General features: G+C 59.2%; 20 protein-coding genes. 15 read left to right on the top strand and 5 right to left on the bottom strand.

Going from position 1 to position 17,218, the window contains the following annotated elements; genetic code table 11:
• The first annotated feature begins 30 nt into the window (after positions 1-30).
• A complete protein-coding gene (bamJ, locus tag HU727_RS13635) occupies positions 31-648 on the top strand; it encodes a BamJ family beta-barrel-assembly machinery protein (RefSeq protein ID WP_186532444.1) in 618 nt (205 codons plus the stop codon).
• Between the two features lie 136 nt (positions 649-784).
• On the opposite strand, the gene HU727_RS13630 is transcribed toward bamJ, so the two are convergent.
• The 3 genes from HU727_RS13630 to HU727_RS13620 all read right to left on the bottom strand — a co-directional run bounded on the left by HU727_RS13630 (position 785) and on the right by HU727_RS13620 (position 2,725).
• Positions 785-1,042, bottom strand: coding sequence for a PA4570 family protein (locus tag HU727_RS13630; protein WP_186532445.1), 258 nt, complete (start codon positions 1,040-1,042; stop codon positions 785-787).
• Between the two features lie 192 nt (positions 1,043-1,234).
• Positions 1,235-1,576 (bottom strand): zinc ribbon domain-containing protein YjdM, encoded by a 342-nt coding sequence (locus HU727_RS13625; protein ID WP_186532446.1) that lies wholly within the window; start codon positions 1,574-1,576, stop codon positions 1,235-1,237.
• 180 nt (positions 1,577-1,756) lie between these two features.
• A complete protein-coding gene (locus HU727_RS13620; RefSeq protein ID WP_007950962.1) occupies positions 1,757-2,725 on the bottom strand; it encodes a polyprenyl synthetase family protein in 969 nt (322 codons plus the stop codon).
• Between the two features lie 241 nt (positions 2,726-2,966).
• On the opposite strand from HU727_RS13620, the gene rplU reads away from it, so the two are divergent.
• The 5 genes from rplU to HU727_RS13595 all read left to right on the top strand — a co-directional run bounded on the left by rplU (position 2,967) and on the right by HU727_RS13595 (position 6,722).
• A complete protein-coding gene (rplU, locus tag HU727_RS13615) occupies positions 2,967-3,278 on the top strand; it encodes a 50S ribosomal protein L21 (protein WP_007924746.1) in 312 nt (103 codons plus the stop codon).
• A 35-nt stretch (positions 3,279-3,313) separates the two neighbouring features.
• Positions 3,314-3,571 (top strand): 50S ribosomal protein L27, encoded by a 258-nt coding sequence (gene rpmA, locus HU727_RS13610; RefSeq protein ID WP_003176049.1) that lies wholly within the window; start codon positions 3,314-3,316, stop codon positions 3,569-3,571.
• A 193-nt stretch (positions 3,572-3,764) separates the two neighbouring features.
• Entirely contained in the window at positions 3,765-4,988 is a 1,224-nt protein-coding gene (gene cgtA, locus HU727_RS13605; protein WP_186532447.1) for an Obg family GTPase CgtA, read from the top strand.
• 137 nt (positions 4,989-5,125) lie between these two features.
• Positions 5,126-6,244 carry a glutamate 5-kinase gene (gene proB, locus HU727_RS13600; RefSeq protein ID WP_186532448.1) on the top strand — a complete coding sequence of 373 codons (1,119 nt, stop codon included), beginning with the start codon at positions 5,126-5,128 and terminating at the stop codon, positions 6,242-6,244.
• A 10-nt stretch (positions 6,245-6,254) separates the two neighbouring features.
• On the top strand, positions 6,255-6,722 hold the full coding sequence (locus HU727_RS13595) for a CreA family protein (protein WP_186532449.1): 468 nt from the start codon (positions 6,255-6,257) through the stop codon (positions 6,720-6,722).
• A gap of 186 nt (positions 6,723-6,908) precedes the next feature.
• Here the strand turns inward: HU727_RS13595 and rpsT are convergent, their stop codons facing one another.
• Positions 6,909-7,181, bottom strand: coding sequence for a 30S ribosomal protein S20 (rpsT, locus tag HU727_RS13590; RefSeq protein ID WP_003228351.1), 273 nt, complete (start codon positions 7,179-7,181; stop codon positions 6,909-6,911).
• 252 nt (positions 7,182-7,433) lie between these two features.
• On the opposite strand from rpsT, the gene murJ reads away from it, so the two are divergent.
• From murJ to ispH, 6 genes are all read left to right on the top strand, one after another.
• Positions 7,434-8,972, top strand: a complete 1,539-nt coding sequence (gene murJ, locus HU727_RS13585) for a murein biosynthesis integral membrane protein MurJ (RefSeq protein ID WP_186532450.1) — start codon at positions 7,434-7,436, stop codon at positions 8,970-8,972.
• Between the two features lie 129 nt (positions 8,973-9,101).
• Positions 9,102-10,040 carry a bifunctional riboflavin kinase/FAD synthetase gene (gene ribF, locus HU727_RS13580; protein WP_186532451.1) on the top strand — a complete coding sequence of 313 codons (939 nt, stop codon included), beginning with the start codon at positions 9,102-9,104 and terminating at the stop codon, positions 10,038-10,040.
• A 13-nt stretch (positions 10,041-10,053) separates the two neighbouring features.
• Entirely contained in the window at positions 10,054-12,885 is a 2,832-nt protein-coding gene (gene ileS / locus HU727_RS13575) for an isoleucine--tRNA ligase (RefSeq protein ID WP_186532452.1), read from the top strand.
• Positions 12,878-13,390 (top strand): signal peptidase II, encoded by a 513-nt coding sequence (gene lspA / locus HU727_RS13570; RefSeq protein ID WP_186532453.1) that lies wholly within the window; start codon positions 12,878-12,880, stop codon positions 13,388-13,390. The genes ileS and lspA overlap by 8 nt, the downstream gene beginning before the upstream one ends.
• Positions 13,383-13,835 (top strand): FKBP-type peptidyl-prolyl cis-trans isomerase, encoded by a 453-nt coding sequence (gene fkpB / locus HU727_RS13565; RefSeq protein WP_186532454.1) that lies wholly within the window; start codon positions 13,383-13,385, stop codon positions 13,833-13,835. Before lspA ends, fkpB begins: the two co-directional genes overlap by 8 nt.
• Positions 13,836-13,985: 150 nt before the next feature.
• Positions 13,986-14,930 carry a 4-hydroxy-3-methylbut-2-enyl diphosphate reductase gene (gene ispH, locus HU727_RS13560; RefSeq protein WP_186532455.1) on the top strand — a complete coding sequence of 315 codons (945 nt, stop codon included), beginning with the start codon at positions 13,986-13,988 and terminating at the stop codon, positions 14,928-14,930.
• Here the strand turns inward: ispH and HU727_RS13555 are convergent.
• Positions 14,887-15,456, bottom strand: coding sequence for a GspH/FimT family pseudopilin (locus HU727_RS13555; protein ID WP_186532456.1), 570 nt, complete (start codon positions 15,454-15,456; stop codon positions 14,887-14,889). The genes ispH and HU727_RS13555 overlap by 44 nt on opposite strands.
• A 130-nt stretch (positions 15,457-15,586) precedes the next feature.
• Between HU727_RS13555 and HU727_RS13550 the strand changes: the two genes are divergently transcribed.
• The 3 genes from HU727_RS13550 to HU727_RS13540 are packed head-to-tail and all read left to right on the top strand — an operon-like array spanning position 15,587 to position 17,216.
• On the top strand, positions 15,587-16,060 hold the full coding sequence (locus tag HU727_RS13550; protein WP_186532457.1) for a GspH/FimT family pseudopilin: 474 nt from the start codon (positions 15,587-15,589) through the stop codon (positions 16,058-16,060).
• Positions 16,057-16,506 carry a type IV pilus modification protein PilV gene (gene pilV, locus HU727_RS13545; RefSeq protein WP_186532458.1) on the top strand — a complete coding sequence of 150 codons (450 nt, stop codon included), beginning with the start codon at positions 16,057-16,059 and terminating at the stop codon, positions 16,504-16,506. Before HU727_RS13550 ends, pilV begins: the two co-directional genes overlap by 4 nt.
• Positions 16,503-17,216: a PilW family protein gene (locus HU727_RS13540; RefSeq protein WP_186532459.1), complete on the top strand. Its 714-nt coding sequence runs from the start codon at positions 16,503-16,505 to the stop codon at positions 17,214-17,216. Before pilV ends, HU727_RS13540 begins: the two co-directional genes overlap by 4 nt.
• Positions 17,217-17,218 lie beyond the last annotated feature (2 nt).

Below are 17,218 nucleotides of genomic sequence, written 5' to 3'. Positions count from 1 at the left end.
TTGTGGCCGTCCGCACAGCGGAGCAGTGTCATGTCCGAAGTAAATCTGTCCACCGACGAAACCCGCGTCAGCTACGGCATCGGCCGTCAGTTGGGCGACCAGCTGCGCGACAACCCGCCACCGGGCGTTGACCTGAACGCCATCCTGGCAGGTCTGACCGACGCGTTCGGCGGCCAGCCAAGCCGTGTGGGTCAGGAAGAAATGTCCGCCAGCTTCAAGGTGATCCGCGAAATCATGCAAGCCGAAGCGGCTGCCAAGGCAGAAGCTGCCGCTGGCGAAGGCCTGGCTTTCCTGGCTGAAAACGCCAAGCGTGACGGCATCACCACTCTGGCTTCGGGCCTGCAATTTGAAGTGCTGACTCAGGGCGAAGGCGCCAAGCCATCCCGCGAAGACACTGTGCGCACGCACTACCACGGCACACTGATCGACGGCACTGTGTTTGACAGCTCCTACGAGCGCGGCCAGCCTGCAGAATTCCCGGTCGGCGGCGTGATCGCCGGCTGGACCGAAGCCCTGCAACTGATGAACGCCGGCAGCAAATGGCGTCTGTACGTGCCGAGCGAATTGGCTTACGGCGCTCAAGGCGTTGGCAGCATCCCGCCGCACAGCGTTCTGGTATTCGACGTCGAGCTGCTGGAAGTTCTGTAACACCGAGCCTGCCGTCATGGCGGGCTTACCCCTGTAGGAGCGAGCCTGCTCGCGAAAGCGATGTCTCAGTCAACTCAATCGTCGACTGGAAATCCGTCTTCGCGAGCAGGCTCAATCCCACAGGTTTCAACGCGATTCATATTTCGATCTTGTTGTGCAACTCACTGGCCGGGCGCAAGGCTCTGGCATAGCAGAACAGGAACAGATTGCGCACCAGCTCCTTGAGCACCAGTGGCTCGCTGGAATTGAGGCTGCTGACGTCCAGGTCTCCCTGATCCTGCAGCTCGTGCAAGGCTTCTTCTTCAAGCACCGCACAGACTTCGCCGGTCTCCCGATGGAGGATTCTGAGGTAAGGGTGTGGGCGATCCAGCCAGGCGTCGATCAAATAAGTCATGGTTCTCATCTCCTTGAAGGGTTTCAATGAGAATAATTCTTATTCGTAAAATAGCAAGTGCCTATCGGCGGATTAAGATTGTTCTGTGGGAGCAAGCCTGCTCGCGAATGGACAAACAGAGGGTTCTTTGAGGCGAAGCGCAGAGGGCGAAGCTTCCATCCCACGGCTGGCGCGGGATGGATGACAACAGGCTCAGACTTTTCTGACGAACTCGGATTTGAGTTTCATCGGACCGATGCCGTCGATCTTGCAGTCGATGTCGTGATCGCCATCGCACAGGCGGATGTTCTTGACCTTGGTGCCGACCTTGACCACCAGCGAAGTGCCCTTGACCTTCAGGTCCTTGATCACGGTGATGGTGTCGCCGTCCTGCAGGACGTTGCCGACCGAATCTTTCTTCACGGCATCATCAGCGGCTGCTTCGGCTTCGCCCGTGGCTGACCACTCATGAGCGCACTCTGGGCACACCAGTTGGGTGCCGTCTTCGTAGGTGTATTCGGAATTGCATTTCGGGCAGGGTGGCAACGTGCTCACTAAGGCTCCTTGGTGGGGATCACTAAAAGTCGCACATTGTATAGGGTTTTACGCGAAGGAGGTCATAGCGCAGAAACAACTGTGGGAGCGAGCCTGCTCGCGAAGGCGTCCAGTCAGTCAGCATTGATGCCGACGGGTAGATCGCTTTCGCGAGCAGGCTCGCTCCCACAAGAGGCAGAATCAATGCGTACGCGCGACCGCAAACTCACTCAATTCAACCAGTGCATCGCGGTATTCGCTGGCGGGCAGCGCATCCAGGCACTTGATTGCACGGGCCACGTAATCACGGGCCAGTTGTGCGGTGTACTCCAGCGAACCGGACGCTTCAACTGCGATGCGGATGCTTTCCAGATCTTCGATCCCGCCTTTCTGGATCGCCTGGCGCACCAGTGCGGCCTGCTCGGGCGTGCCCTCGCGCATGGTGTAGATCAGCGGCAGGGTCGGCTTGCCTTCGGCCAGATCGTCGCCGACGTTCTTGCCCAGGGTTTCTGCGTCGCCCTTGTAATCAAGCAGGTCATCGACCAGTTGGAACGCGACGCCCAAGTGATCACCGAAGGTGCGCAGGGCTTCGCTCTGCTCGGCAGTCGCACCGGCGAGGGCAGCAGCGCTGTGGGTCGACGCTTCGAAGAGCATCGCGGTCTTGCCGCGGATGACTTCCATGTAGGTTTCTTCGGTGGTGCTGGCGTCGCGCACCTTGGACAGCTGCAAGACTTCGCCTTCAGCGATGATGCGCGTGGCCTGAGACAGGATTTTCATCACCGGCATCGAGCCCAGTTCGACCATCATTTCGAACGAGCGCGAGTACAGGAAATCGCCGACCAGCACGCTCGGGGCGTTGCCCCACATGGCGTTGGCGGTCGAGCGGCCACGGCGCATACCGGACATGTCGACGACGTCGTCATGCAGCAGGGTCGCGGTGTGCAGGAATTCGATGGTGGCAGCCAGCAGGCGCATGTCGTCGCCTTCGCGACCCAGGGCCTTGCCGCACAGCAACACTAATAAAGGACGCAGGCGTTTGCCGCCGGCCGAAGTGATGTAATCGCCGATTTTCGATACCAGCGGCACTCGAGACGTCAGCTGCTTCTTGATGATGCCGTCGACGGCGCTAAAATCGTCCGCCACCGCGCGGTAGAAAGCTTGGGGTTGCATCAGCGAGAGTCGCTCCAGAAGGGTTGCGCGGCATGCTAGGACCCCTTCCCAGACCTGTCAAGGCGCGATGGACGGCCACTTGCAAGCCTGCGGCGGCTTGCGTACAATCGCGCACCCTGAACTTCCTGGGCAGCACCTGCCTTACGCAATTGCACTTGGGCCGTTCCAGCCCCATGCAGCCATGCCAGCCAATACCTCTTCCTATAAAGAGCTGGGTGAGCAGGATTATCGGAGAAATACCATGTACGCAGTAATCGTTACCGGCGGTAAGCAATACAAGGTCGCTGAAGGTGAATACCTGAAGATCGAAAAACTGGAAATCGCTACTGGCGAATCCGTTACTTTTGATCGCGTTCTGTTGGTCGCCAACGGCGACGACGTGAACATCGGCGCACCAGTTGTTGCTGGCGCAACCGTCAAGGCTGAAGTGATCTCCCAAGGTCGTCACGATAAAGTCCGCATCATCAAGTTCCGTCGTCGTAAGCACCACATGAAGCGTATGGGCCACCGCCAGTGGTTCACCGAGATCAAAATCACCGGTATTCAGGCTTAATTACAGCCTAATTCCTCACTAGGAGAATTGAACTCATGGCACACAAAAAAGCTGGTGGTAGTACCCGTAACGGTCGCGACTCAGAAGCCAAACGCCTTGGCGTCAAGATGTATGGCGGCCAGAAAATCATTCCGGGCAACATCATCGTGCGTCAGCGCGGCACCCAATTCCACGCCGGTTACGGTGTAGGCATGGGTAAAGATCACACCCTCTTCGCGAAAATCGAAGGCGTGATCAAGTTTGAAGTAAAAGGCGCGTTCAACCGCCGTTACGTGAGCGTTGTCGCAGCCTAACTGCGAGATCGCTGGAAAAGCCCTGTCTCGCGACGGGGCTTTTTCGTTTGTGGGGTGAGTCTCTTGCAAAGCTGTTTGTATGGGCTGTCGGCGTGCGATGCAGGTCGTGTTTTGGGGTCGCTGCGCTCATTTTTGCAAGAGTCTTATGTCTTGATTGTTTTTCGGCTCGTCCGTATGGCGAGAGGCGTTGGTTATGAAGTTTGTTGATGAAGTATCGATTCGCGTAAAAGCCGGCGATGGCGGCAATGGCTGCATGAGTTTCCGTCGGGAAAAATTCATTGAAAACGGCGGCCCGAACGGCGGTGATGGCGGTGACGGCGGTTCCATCTACATGATGGCCGACGAAAACCTCAACACCCTGGTTGACTACCGTTACACCCGGCACTTCGATGCCGAGCGTGGCTCCAACGGCGGCAGCACCGACTGCACCGGCAAGAAGGGTGAAGACCTGATCCTGCGCGTGCCGGTCGGCACCACGATCATCGACTCTGCCACCCAGGAAGTCATTGGTGACCTGACCAAGGCTGGTCAGAAGCTGATGGTGGTGCAGGGCGGTTGGCACGGTCTGGGTAACACCCGTTTCAAGTCCAGTACCAATCGCGCACCGCGCCAGACGACGCCGGGCAAGCCGGGCGAGCAGCGTGACCTGAAGCTGGAAATGAAGGTGCTGGCCGACGTCGGTCTGCTGGGGTTGCCGAATGCCGGCAAAAGTACCTTTATCCGCTCGGTGTCGGCCGCCAAGCCGAAAGTCGCAGACTACCCGTTCACCACGCTGGTGCCGAACCTGGGTGTGGTCAGCGTCGATCGCTGGAAGAGCTTCGTCATTGCCGACATACCGGGTCTGATCGAAGGTGCTTCCGACGGTGCCGGTCTCGGTATCCGCTTCCTCAAGCATCTGGCGCGTACGCGTCTGCTGCTGCACCTCGTCGACATGGCGCCGCTGGACGACTCCAGTGCACCGGACGCTGCTGAAGTGATCGTCAACGAGTTGATCAAATTCAGCCCGTCGCTGGCCGAGCGTGATCGCTGGCTGGTGTTGAACAAGTGCGACCAGATCCTTGAAGAAGAGCACGATGCCCGCGTCAAGGAAATCGTCGATCGTCTGGAGTGGACCGGTCCGGTGTACGTGATCTCGGCCATTGCCAAGATCGGTACCGAGCGCCTGTGCCATGACATCATGCGTTACATGGAAGATCGTGCCGATCGCCTGGCCAATGATCCGGCGTACAAGGAAGAGCTTGCCGATCTCGATCAGCGCATCGAAGACGAAGCTCGCGCGCAGTTGCAGGCGCTGGATGACAAGCGTGCCCTGCGTCGCAGTGGCGTGAAGTCGGTCCATGACATCGGCGACGATGACTGGGATGAAGAAGATGTGGATGACGAAGACGGTCCGGAAATCATTTACGTGCGTGACTGATCTGTTGCAGTAAACTTGAACGCCGCTCAATCGAGCGGCGTTTTAGTATCTGGAAATCGATCGTTGGTCACCAATAGCCACGATTAACGTTATGGGCAGTGCCAGGTCGCGCTGTCCTCAAGCTAAGGTTGAAGATGATGCGGAGCAAGGTGACGGGTGCGCAGCGTTGGGTCGTGAAGATCGGCAGCGCTTTGCTGACAGCAGATGGCAAAGGGCTTGATCGCGCGGCAATGAGTGTCTGGGTTGAGCAGATGGTGGCGTTGCATGAGGCGGGCGTCGAGCTGGTGCTGGTGTCCTCCGGGGCTGTGGCGGCTGGCATGAGTCGCTTGGGCTGGATCGCGCGACCCAGTGCGATGCATGAGCTTCAGGCGGCTGCGGCAATCGGTCAGATGGGGCTTGTGCAGGCGTGGGAGTCGAGCTTCGCCGAGCATGGCCGGCACACCGCGCAGATTCTCCTGACCCACGACGACCTGTCCGATCGCAAGCGCTATCTGAACGCCCGCAGCACGTTGCGTGCGCTGGTCGAGCTGAAAGTAATTCCGGTGATCAACGAAAACGACACCGTGGTCACTGACGAAATCCGTTTTGGTGACAACGACACGCTGGCGGCGCTGGTGGCCAACCTGGTCGAGGCTGATCTGTTGGTGATTCTGACTGATCGCGACGGCATGTTCGACGCTGATCCGCGCAACAATCCCGATGCGCAGATGATCTATGAGGCGCGTGCCGATGATCCGACGCTGGATGCAGTCGCCGGTGGTACCGGCGGTGCGCTCGGGCGCGGCGGCATGCAGACCAAGTTGCGCGCTGCGCGACTGGCGGCACGTTCCGGTGCGCATACCATCATCGTTGGCGGGCGACTTGAGCGTGTGCTCGATCGCCTTAAAGTGGGTGAGCGCATCGGCACGCTGCTGTCGCCAGAGCGCGGCATGCTCGCGGCGCGCAAGCAGTGGCTGGCCGGGCACCTGCAAACACGCGGCACATTGGTGCTGGACGAGGGGGCGGTATCGGCGTTGTCCAAAGGCAACAAAAGTCTGCTGCCGGTAGGCGTAAAACTGGTTCAGGGCAGCTTTCGTCGCGGTGAAATGGTGGTCTGCGTGGCGCCTGACGGTCGCGAGATCGCCCGTGGCCTGGCCAATTACAGCGCGCTCGAAGCGCAAAAAATCATCGGTCAGTCGTCGGATGCGATTGTCGGTTTGCTTGGGTACATGGCGGAGCCTGAACTGGTTCACCGTGACAACCTGATTCTGGTGTAAGGACTATTCGATGCGTGTAGCGAAAGGATTGTTGGGCCTGCTAATGGCAATGCCATTGCTGGTCTCGGCCGAGGAAGTCGGTCAGGTATCGACAGTGTTCAAGTTTGTCGGGCCGAATGACCGGATCGTGGTCGAGGCATTCGATGATCCGAAAGTCGAGGGTGTGACCTGCTACCTGTCGCGCGCCAAGACCGGTGGAGTCAAGGGTGGTCTGGGTCTGGCCGAGGATCGCGCCGAAGCGTCGATCGCCTGTCGTCAGGTCGGGCCGATCAAGTTCAAGGGCGAGCTGAAGGATGGCGACGAGGTGTTCAAAGAGCGCACCTCCCTGGTATTCAAGACCATGCAGGTGGTGCGGTTCCTCGACGAGAGGCGTAATACGCTGGTGTATCTGGTCTATAGCGATCGCCTGATTGAAGGCAGTCCGCAGAATGCGGTGACGGCAATCCCGATCCTGCCGTGGGTGCCGGTCCAGCAATAAGCGCCGCCAACCCAAACTGTGGGAGCGAGCCTGCTCGCGAATGCGATCTGTCAGTTGATATTTATATCGACTGATATGACCTCTTTCGCGAGCAGGCTTGCTCCCACAGTTTTTTTGCGCGTAGCTTGTTAAATCGCAGGCAATAAAAAACCGACCCTGAGGTCGGTTTTTTAATGACTACGTCGCTTAGGCAGCTTCTTTCAGTGCCTTGACGTGGCCATTCAGACGGCTCTTATGACGAGCAGCCTTGTTCTTGTGGATGATGCCTTTATCGGCCATACGGTCGATAACTGGCACAGCCAGAACGTATGCAGCTTGAGCTTTTTCAGCGTCTTTTGCGTCAATGGCCTTAACTACATTCTTGATGTAGGTACGAACCATGGAACGCAGGCTGGCGTTGTGGCTGCGACGCTTCTCAGCCTGTTTTGCACGTTTTTTGGCGGAAGGTGAGTTGGCCACCGTCGAGCTCCTCGAAAGACTTTTTAGGAAATAGCAAACAAAATAGGCCGCGAATCATGCCGATGAAGACTTGTCTTGTCAAGGGCACTTGAATCGTTCCGCTAAGTGGTAGGTATAAAGAGGCGGGATATTTATTTCCGGCGCTTGACCTGTAAACTCGCGAGCTTTGGCTCTGTGCTGCTGCGGCGCGGAGTATCGCACAAGTAGGCGCATTGTTCGCCTGCTGTTTATCGACAGGCACACACTCTCTCAATGAATCTGCTCAAATCGTTGGCCGCCGTCAGCTCTATCACGATGCTTTCCCGGATTCTGGGTTTTGTTCGTGACACGCTGATCGCGCGGACATTCGGCGCCGGGATGGCGACCGATGCCTTCTTTATCGCCTTCAAACTGCCCAATCTGTTGCGGCGAATCTTTGCCGAGGGGGCATTCTCCCAAGCCTTCGTGCCGATTCTGGCTGAATATAAAAGCCAGCAGGGCGAAGAGGCGACGCGCACCTTTATTGCCTACGTCTCGGGGTTGCTGACGCTTGTGCTGGCCGTGGTCACGGTGCTGGGCATGATCGCCGCGCCCTGGGTGATTTGGGCTACCGCGCCCGGTTTTACCGATACACCGGAAAAATTCCAGCTCACCTCCGACCTGTTGCGGGTGACCTTTCCTTATATATTGCTGATTTCCCTGTCCTCGCTGGCCGGGGCGATACTCAATACCTGGAACCGCTTCTCGGTGCCGGCGTTCGTGCCGACCCTGCTCAATGTCAGCATGATCGTGTTTTCACTGTTCCTCACGCCGTACTTCGATCCGCCGGTCATGGCGCTCGGGTGGGCGGTGTTGGTCGGTGGTCTGGCGCAACTGCTTTATCAACTGCCGCACCTGAAAAAAATCGGCATGCTGGTGCTGCCGCGCCTGAACCTGCGCGATACCGGGGTGTGGCGGGTGATGAAGCAAATGTTGCCGGCGATCCTGGGGGTTTCGGTCAGCCAGATTTCGCTGATCATCAACACGATCTTCGCCTCGTTTCTGGTCGCCGGGTCAGTGTCGTGGATGTACTACGCCGACCGTTTGATGGAATTGCCGTCGGGTGTGTTGGGGGTGGCACTGGGCACGATTCTGCTGCCGACACTGGCCAGGACTTACGCCAGCAAGGATCGCCACGAATATTCGCGGATTCTCGACTGGGGCCTGCGCCTGTGCTTTGTGCTGGTGCTGCCGTGCGCACTGGCATTGGGGATTCTTGCCGAGCCGTTGACGGTTTCGCTGTTCCAGTACGGTGAGTTCAGTGGCTTCGATGCCCAGATGACCCAGCGTGCGCTGATTGCCTATTCTGTCGGTTTGCTCGGGATCATTGTGATCAAGGTGCTGGCCCCGGGCTTTTATGCGCAACAAAACATTCGCACGCCGGTGAAAATCGCAATTTTCACTCTTGTGTGCACTCAGCTGTTCAACCTGGTATTGATCGGGCCGTTGGCTCACGCCGGTCTGGCGCTGGCGATCAGTGCCGGTGCCTGCTTGAATGCTGGTCTGCTGTTTTATCAACTGCGCAAGCAGAAGATGTATCAGCCGCAGCCGGGCTGGGGGAAATTCGGCTTCAAGCTGGTCGTTGCCGTGACAGTGATGTCGGCGGTGTTGCTAGCCGGCATGCATTTCATGCCGGCCTGGGATCAGGGCCACATGCTTGAGCGCTTCCTGCGTCTGGGGGCACTGGTGGTTGCCGGCGTGGTGGCGTATTTCGGTATGCTGCTGCTGCTCGGCTTCCGCCTGCGCGACTTCAATCGCAAAGGCTTGAGCTGAGGTTTCAGTCGCTGCAAACAGGAGCGGGTCGGCAGTTTTGTCGGCTCGATCACTTTGCGTTACGGTGTTGCCTGTCGTCGGCCGTCGGGTGTGGTTATAATCGACCACTTTATGAGCAAGAAGCGCGTTATGCAGCTGGTTCGAGGCCTCCACAACTTGCGCCCCCAGCATCGGGGCTGCGTCGCCACTATTGGCAACTTTGACGGTGTTCACCGTGGTCACCAGGCTATCCTGGCCCGACTGCGTGAGCGTGCGCTCGAGTTGGGCGTACCCAGCTGCGTGGTGATTTTCGAGCCGCAGCCGAGGGAATTTTTCGCCCCCGACACCGCGCCGGCGCGTCTGGCCCGATTGCGCGACAAGCTGCAGCTACTGGCCGCCGAAGGTGTCGACCGGGTCTTGTGCCTGGCCTTCAACCAGCGCCTGAGCAAGCTCAGCGCCAGTGAGTTTGTCGATACCATTCTTGTCGATGGTCTTGGCGTGCAGCACCTGGAGGTCGGGGACGATTTCCGCTTCGGCTGCGACCGCCTCGGCGATTTCGACTTCCTGCTGCAAGCCGGGCAGGTACACGGTTTTACCGTCGAGGCCGCGCAAACCGTCGAGCTGGACGGCATCCGTGTCAGCAGCACGCAAGTGCGCAACGCGTTGGCCGCCGCCGATTTTGCCTTGGCCGAACGTTTGCTCGGCCGCCCGTACCGGATCGCCGGTCGCGTGCTGCATGGCCAGAAACTGGCCCGGCAACTGGGAACGCCCACTGCCAACATACAGCTCAAACGTCGTCGCGTGCCGTTCACCGGGGTTTACCTGGTGAACGTGGATATCGACGGCAAGACCTGGCCCGGCGTCGCCAACATCGGCGTTCGGCCCACGGTTCAAGGTGACGGCAAGGCCCACCTTGAAGTTCATCTTCTCGATTTTGCCGGCGATCTGTATGACCGGCGTCTGACGGTGGTTTTCCACCAAAAGCTGCGTGAAGAGCAGCGCTTCGCCTCCCTGGAGGCATTGAAAACGGCGATCAATGCGGATGTCGCCACCGCCCGTGCACTAGCCGCACCTAGCGCCCATCGCTAATGAAGAGCCTTAAATGACCGACTATAAAGCCACGCTTAACCTTCCGGACACCGCCTTCCCAATGAAGGCCGGCCTGCCACAGCGCGAACCGCAGATCCTGCAGCGCTGGGACAGTATTGGCCTGTACGGAAAGTTGCGCGAGATTGGCAAGGATCGTCCGAAGTTCGTCCTGCACGACGGCCCTCCGTACGCCAACGGCACGATCCACATCGGTCATGCACTGAACAAGATTCTCAAGGACATGATCATCCGTTCGAAAACCCTGTCGGGTTTCGACGCACCGTATGTCCCGGGCTGGGACTGCCATGGCCTGCCGATCGAACACAAGGTTGAAGTGACCCACGGCAAGAATCTCGGCGCGGATAAAACCCGCGAGCTGTGCCGTGCCTACGCCACCGAGCAGATCGAAGGGCAGAAGTCCGAATTCATCCGTCTGGGTGTGTTGGGCGACTTTGCCAATCCATACAAGACCATGGACTTCAAAAACGAGGCCGGTGAAATCCGCGCCCTCGCCGAAATCGTCAAGGGCGGCTTCGTGTTCAAGGGCCTCAAGCCTGTGAACTGGTGCTTCGATTGCGGTTCGGCTTTGGCTGAAGCGGAAGTCGAATACGAGAACAAGAAGTCCTCGACCATCGACGTCGCTTTCCCGATCGCTGACGAAGCCAGACTGGCTGCCGCGTTCGGTCTGGCGTCGCTGGGCAAACCTGCATCGATCGTGATCTGGACCACCACCCCGTGGACCATCCCGGCCAACCAGGCTTTGAACGTTCACCCGGAATTCAACTACGCGCTGGTTGATATCGGCGACAAGTTGCTGGTGCTGGCCGAAGAACTGGTCGAAGCCTGTCTGGCGCGCTATGGCGTGGAAGGCTCGGTCATCGCTACCACCACCGGTAAAGAGCTGGAGCTGATCAACTTCCGTCACCCGTTCTATGATCGTCTGTCGCCGGTATATCTGGCTGACTACGTCGAGCTGGGCGCTGGCACCGGTGTGGTTCACTCCGCTCCGGCCTATGGCGTGGACGACTTCGTGACCTGCAAGAAGTACGGCATGGTCAACGATGACATCCTCAACCCTGTGCAAAGCAACGGCGTGTACGTGCCGTCGCTGGAATTTTTCGGCGGCCAGTTCATCTGGAAGGCCAACCCGGCGATCGTCGAGAAGCTGACCGAAGTCGGTGCGCTGATGCACACCACCGTCATCGAACACAGCTACATGCACTGCTGGCGCCACAAGACCCCGTTGATCTATCGCGCCACCGCGCAGTGGTTCATCGGCATGGACAAAGAGCCAACCAGCGGCGACACCCTGCGCGTGCGCTCGCTCAAAGCCATCGAAAACACCAAGTTCGTTCCGGCCTGGGGCCAGGCGCGTCTGCACTCTATGATCGCCAACCGTCCGGACTGGTGCATCTCCCGTCAGCGTAACTGGGGCGTGCCGATCCCGTTCTTCCTGAACAAGGAAAGCGGCGAGCTGCACCCACGTACCGTCGAACTGATGGAAGAGGTGGCCAGGCGCGTTGAAGTCGAAGGCATCGAAGCCTGGTTCAAGCTCGACGCCGCCGAACTGCTGGGCGATGAAGCGCCGCAATACGAAAAGATCAGCGACACCCTTGATGTCTGGTTCGACTCGGGCACCACGCACTGGCACGTCCTGCGCGGTTCGCACCCGATGGGCCACGAGACCGGCCCGCGTGCCGATCTGTACCTGGAAGGTTCCGACCAGCACCGTGGCTGGTTCCACTCTTCCTTGCTCACCGGTTGCGCCATCGACAACCACGCGCCGTACCGCGAACTGCTGACTCACGGCTTCACCGTCGACGAGTCCGGCCGCAAGATGTCCAAGTCGCTGGGCAACGTGATCGCGCCGCAGAAAGTCAACGACACCCTGGGCGCCGATATCATGCGCCTGTGGGTCGCATCGACCGACTATTCCGGCGAAATGGCGGTGTCCGAGCAGATCCTGCAACGCAGCGCGGACGCTTATCGTCGCATCCGTAACACTGCGCGTTTCCTGCTCTCGAACCTGACCGGTTTCAACCCGGCTACTGACCTGCTGCCGGCCGAAGACATGCTGGCGCTGGATCGCTGGGCGGTGGATCGCACGCTGCTGCTGCAACGCGAGCTGCAAGAGCACTACGGCGAATACCGTTTCTGGAACGTCTACTCGAAGATCCACAACTTCTGCGTGCAGGAGCTGGGTGGTTTCTACCTCGATATCATCAAGGATCGCCAGTACACCACCGGCGCGGACAGCAAGGCGCGTCGCTCTTGCCAGACTGCGCTGTTCCACATCTCCGAGGCGCTGGTGCGCTGGATCGCGCCGATCCTCGCCTTCACCGCCGACGAGCTGTGGCAATACCTGCCGGGCGAGCGCAACGAGTCGGTGATGCTCAACACCTGGTACGAAGGTTTGACCGAGCTGCCGGAAGGTTTCGAGCTGGGCCGCGCCTACTGGGATCGCATCATGGAAGTGAAAGTCGCGGTCAACAAAGAGATGGAAATCCAGCGTGCGGCGAAAGCCGTCGGTGGCAACCTGCAGGCCGAAGTGACGCTGTTTGCCGAAGAGGCGCTGAGCGCCGATCTGGCCAAGCTGAGCAACGAGCTGCGCTTTGTACTGATCACCTCGACCGCCAGCGTTGCACCGTTCGTTCAGGCTCCGGCCGATGCGGTGGTGACAGAAGTCAGCGGTCTGAAATTGAAGATCGTCAAATCTGCGTTCCCCAAGTGCGCGCGTTGCTGGCATTGCCGCGAAGACGTCGGCGTGAACCCGGAGCATCCGGAAATCTGCGGTCGTTGCGTCGACAACATCAGCGGCGCTGGCGAGGTTCGTCACTATGCCTAATGCCGTTGGCCGTTTCGGACGGCTGAGCTGGCTCTGGTTGAGCTTGCTGGTTCTGGTCATTGACCAGGCCAGCAAGTTCTACTTCGAAGACAAGCTCGAAATGTTTCAGCAGATCGTGGTGATCCCCGATCTGTTCAGCTGGACGCTGGCGTACAACACCGGCGCGGCGTTCAGCTTCCTGGCTGACAGCTCCGGCTGGCAGCGCTGGCTGTTCGCCCTGATCGCGATTGTGGTCAGTGCCGTGCTGGTGGTCTGGCTAAAACGGCTGGGGCGCAACGAAACCTGGCTGGCCGTCGCGTTGGCGCTGGTGCTGGGTGGCGCGCTGGGCAACCTGTATGACCGCATTGCCCTGGGCCATGTGATCGACTTCATCCTGGTGCACTGGCAGAACCGCTGGTACTTCCCGGCGTTCAATATCGCCGACAGCGCGATCACCGTTGGTGCGATCATGTTGGCACTGGACATGTTCAAATCGAAGAAAACCGAAGAGACCGCTCATGACTGAACAGTTATCGGCTGAGCAACGCATCGGCCAGAACACGGAAGTCACCTTGCACTTTGCCTTGCGCCTGGAAAACGGCGACACCGTCGACAGCACGTTCGACAAGGCCCCGGCGACCTTCAAGGTCGGCGATGGCAACCTGTTGCCGGGTTTCGAAGCTGCATTGTTCGGCTTCAAGGCCGGCGACAAGCGTACCCTGACCGTCGAGCCTGAAAACGCCTTCGGCCAGCCGAACCCGCAAAATGTGCAGGTTATTCCGCGCTCACAGTTCACCGACATGGAGCTGTCGCCGGGTTTGCTGGTGATCTTCAATGATGCGGCCAATACTGAGCTGCCGGGCGTGGTGAAAGAATTCGATGACGCGCAAGTGACCATTGATTTCAATCATCCGCTGGCAGGCAAGACGCTGACCTTTGACGTGGAAATCATCAACGTCAAAGCGCTATAACTGACTGTATAAGGTCAAATGTGGGAGCGAGCCTGCTCGCGAAGCGGTGTGTCAAGCAACAGAAATGTTGCAGGTAATGTCCCTTCGCGAGCAGGCTCGCTCCCACAGTCTGTTTTCCATTGTTTTCGCGCGCAAGACACGAGGCACAGCATGCAAATCAAACTCGCCAATCCCCGTGGCTTCTGCGCCGGTGTGGACCGGGCGATCGAAATCGTCAACCGCGCCCTGGAAGTCTTCGGGCCGCCGATTTATGTGCGTCACGAAGTGGTGCACAACAAGTTCGTCGTTGAAGACCTGCGCAGCCGTGGCGCGATTTTCGTCGAGGAGCTCGATCAGGTTCCCGATGACGTGATCGTGATCTTCAGCGCCCACGGCGTTTCTCAAGCCGTGCGCAACGAGGCGGCGGGGCGTGGCCTGAAAGTGTTCGACGCGACCTGCCCGCTGGTGACCAAGGTGCACATCGAAGTCGCGAAATACAGCCGCGACGGCCGTGAGTGCATCCTGATCGGCCACGCCGGTCACCCGGAAGTCGAAGGCACCATGGGCCAATACGATGCCAGCAATGGCGGCACGATCTACCTCGTCGAAGACGAGAAAGACGTGGCCGAATTGCAGGTGCGTAACCCTGAAAAACTTGCCTTCGTCACACAGACTACCCTGTCCATGGACGACACCAGCCGCGTTATTGATGCTCTGCGCACTCGCTTCCCGGCCATCGGTGGTCCGCGCAAGGACGATATTTGCTACGCCACGCAAAACCGTCAGGATGCCGTCAAGCAACTGGCCGACGAGTGTGACGTCGTGCTGGTGGTCGGCAGCCCGAACAGCTCCAACTCCAATCGTCTGCGTGAACTGGCTGAACGCATGGCGACTCCGGCCTACCTGATCGATGGCGCCGAGGACCTGGAAAAGAGTTGGTTCGACGGTGTACAGCGTATCGGTATCACCGCCGGTGCCTCCGCGCCGGAAGTGCTGGTGCGCGGCGTGATCCAGCAATTGCAGGCCTGGGGCGCGACCGGTGCCGATGAGCTGTCTGGCCGCGAAGAGAACATCACGTTTTCGATGCCGAAAGAGCTGCGCGTCCGTTCGATCTGACGTTTTTGCTTTTGCCGCACAGCGCCTGCTCAGTCTCCTGATGGGTAAGGCGCACGCGACCGGTTGCCGCCAGCACGATCTGGCGTTGGCTGACCGGTTCGCGCGGCGAGCAGATGTGTAACGTCCCCGCCTGAAATCGCCGTCCCGGCATCAGCGGTTGCCCCAGATGACTGAACCGCACATAACGACTCACCCACCAATTGCCGACGATCGGCACCTTCGCCTCACTGGCGCGTTCAACCAGCAGCGGATTGCTGCTGTCCTCCGGCCCCTTGCCGTTGAGATCCAGAATGATCCGCCATCCCTGACTCCAGTCACCGCCGATGCCATGGATCACCACGCTCTGATTGTGCGTCATGGCCAGTGTGCGAGCGTGGCGGATACCTTCGAGCAGCGACTGCACCGCGTGGTCGCGTTGAGTCGCTTGCTTGAGCGCGGCGAACGCCGGGCTGACCAGCAGCAGAACAATTGCGGCAATCGCCAGTCCCATAAGCAGTTCAATCAGGCTGAAACCGTGTTGCGGCATGAAAAATCCCTCCGTGGAATGGTGCGGGCGGCGCAATCCGTGCGCCGGGCAGAGCAAATCAGTCGGCGTGGGCCGGTTGAATGTTCTAGCGTGTAAAAGCAGGTATAGCCGACGGCAACGGAGGGCACCGATGGATCTTCGTACAAAAGGTTTCACGCTGGTCGAGTTGCTGGTCGCCATCGCGGTGTTCCTGGTGCTGATCACGCTGGCGGTGCCGGCCTTTACCCGTACGATTCAAAGCAGCAAGGCGGATACCGAAATGGGTGATCTGCAGCGAGCCATCAATTTTGCTCGCCTCGAAGCCATCAACCGTGGAGTGACGACACGACTGCGCCCGACCGCTGGCGGCAATGGCTGGACGGGTGAACTGGCGGTTTACGACAGCACTGGCAATCCAGCCAATGTGTTGCGGGTTGTTCCAGCGATGAGCAGCGGCGCGACTCTGACGCTACCCTCAGGAGTGACCGCACTGGATTTCAACAATCTGGGCGGTCTGGCGGCACCGTCGACGGCGGTGGCCATCGGTTACACGCTGGGCACGCAAAGCAGGACGCTGAACGTGTGTTTGAACGGACGCATTCAACTGGGTGGAAATTGCGGATGAGGGCAGGGAGCAAAATCGCACAGGAGGGCATGACGCTGATCGAAGTACTGGTCGCGTTGCTGATTCTGACCGTCGGGCTGCTGGGCGCGGCGGCGGTGCAACTCAATGCGCTGAAATACACCGACAGTTCGCGAATGACCAGTCAGGCCAGTTTCATTGCCTACGACATGATGGACCGCATTCGCGCCAACTCCGGGGCCGACTACACGGTTACGCCGCCGACCTCCGGCAACCTGAACGTGGCACGGGATCAGGATCTCTACGACTTCGCAACCAACATCGTCAATTTCGGTGGCCCGACCGCGACGGGTAGCATCGCCCTCAACCAACGCGTTTATACAATCACCATTACCTGGAGCGATGCCCGCGCTGCCAACACCACCATTGCCCAGCGCAGTTTCGTGCTGACCAGCCGGGCAGCGGTCGATCCGGTGTCCACTCCATGAGGCGTTCCAGTCGTGGTTTCGGTCTGATCGAACTCCTGATCGCCCTCGCGCTGGGGCTGATCGTGGTGCTCGCAGTGGTGCAGATATTCATCGCGGCGAAGAACACCTATGTCAGCCAGAACAGCGCTGCCGCGATGCAGGAAGACGCACGTTTCGTCCTCAGCAAGATGATCCAGGAAATCCGCATGGTCGGCATGTTCGGTTGCCTTGGTACCATCGTCGATTCGAGCTCTACGGGGGATTTCAAAGCGGCGCAGGTCACACCGATCAGCTGGGATAACGCCAGTCTCAAGCTCACCCTGGTCACTGCCGATATCGGCAGCGGTGGCGGTACGCCGACCTGGACGGTGATCTCCGATTGTCGCAACAGCGCGGTCGCCTACAGCGGCTTGCGCAGCCCGACGACGGGGCAGATTGCCTTTCCGATCCGTCGCTTGCTCTACAGCTTCAGCAATAACCAGATTCTGATGGGCACCGGTAGCGGTAACCCGGCCCAACAGGTGCTGGTTAACAATGTCAGCGCATTCAACGTAACGTTCGGCCTGGCGAGCTCCGCTACCGACGTGGCGGCTTCCACTTACAGCAGCAACCCCGGCGATCCGGCCCGCATCCGTAGTGTGCGCCTGAGCCTGACCCTCACCGACCCGAACAATCGGGTGCGCAATCAAACCTTCAACGTGGTTGCGGCGTTGCGCAACCGCTTGCCGTGACG

Source organism: Pseudomonas khorasanensis (genome assembly GCF_014268505.2).
Classification (GTDB): domain Bacteria; phylum Pseudomonadota; class Gammaproteobacteria; order Pseudomonadales; family Pseudomonadaceae; genus Aquipseudomonas; species Aquipseudomonas khorasanensis.
This window is presented reverse-complemented; position numbering and strand designations above follow the sequence as displayed.

Excerpts from the sequence above, each read along its gene's own strand:
- lspA (WP_186532453.1), top strand. The coding sequence starts at position 12,878 with ATGCCTAATGCCGTTGGCCGTTTCGGACGGCTGAGCTGGCTCTGGTTG.
- ileS (WP_186532452.1), top strand. The coding sequence starts at position 10,054 with ATGACCGACTATAAAGCCACGCTTAACCTTCCGGACACCGCCTTCCCA.
- ribF (WP_186532451.1), top strand. The coding sequence starts at position 9,102 with ATGCAGCTGGTTCGAGGCCTCCACAACTTGCGCCCCCAGCATCGGGGC.
- pilV (WP_186532458.1), top strand. The coding sequence starts at position 16,057 with ATGAGGGCAGGGAGCAAAATCGCACAGGAGGGCATGACGCTGATCGAA.
- HU727_RS13555 (WP_186532456.1), bottom strand. The coding sequence starts at position 15,456 with ATGCCGCAACACGGTTTCAGCCTGATTGAACTGCTTATGGGACTGGCG.
- bamJ (WP_186532444.1), top strand. The coding sequence starts at position 31 with ATGTCCGAAGTAAATCTGTCCACCGACGAAACCCGCGTCAGCTACGGC.
- rplU (WP_007924746.1), top strand. The coding sequence starts at position 2,967 with ATGTACGCAGTAATCGTTACCGGCGGTAAGCAATACAAGGTCGCTGAA.
- ispH (WP_186532455.1), top strand. The coding sequence starts at position 13,986 with ATGCAAATCAAACTCGCCAATCCCCGTGGCTTCTGCGCCGGTGTGGAC.
- HU727_RS13595 (WP_186532449.1), top strand. The coding sequence starts at position 6,255 with ATGCGTGTAGCGAAAGGATTGTTGGGCCTGCTAATGGCAATGCCATTG.
- rpmA (WP_003176049.1), top strand. The coding sequence starts at position 3,314 with ATGGCACACAAAAAAGCTGGTGGTAGTACCCGTAACGGTCGCGACTCA.
- murJ (WP_186532450.1), top strand. The coding sequence starts at position 7,434 with ATGAATCTGCTCAAATCGTTGGCCGCCGTCAGCTCTATCACGATGCTT.
- HU727_RS13540 (WP_186532459.1), top strand. The coding sequence starts at position 16,503 with ATGAGGCGTTCCAGTCGTGGTTTCGGTCTGATCGAACTCCTGATCGCC.
- fkpB (WP_186532454.1), top strand. The coding sequence starts at position 13,383 with ATGACTGAACAGTTATCGGCTGAGCAACGCATCGGCCAGAACACGGAA.
- proB (WP_186532448.1), top strand. The coding sequence starts at position 5,126 with ATGCGGAGCAAGGTGACGGGTGCGCAGCGTTGGGTCGTGAAGATCGGC.
- HU727_RS13550 (WP_186532457.1), top strand. The coding sequence starts at position 15,587 with ATGGATCTTCGTACAAAAGGTTTCACGCTGGTCGAGTTGCTGGTCGCC.
- HU727_RS13620 (WP_007950962.1), bottom strand. The coding sequence starts at position 2,725 with ATGCAACCCCAAGCTTTCTACCGCGCGGTGGCGGACGATTTTAGCGCC.
- cgtA (WP_186532447.1), top strand. The coding sequence starts at position 3,765 with ATGAAGTTTGTTGATGAAGTATCGATTCGCGTAAAAGCCGGCGATGGC.
- HU727_RS13630 (WP_186532445.1), bottom strand. The coding sequence starts at position 1,042 with ATGACTTATTTGATCGACGCCTGGCTGGATCGCCCACACCCTTACCTC.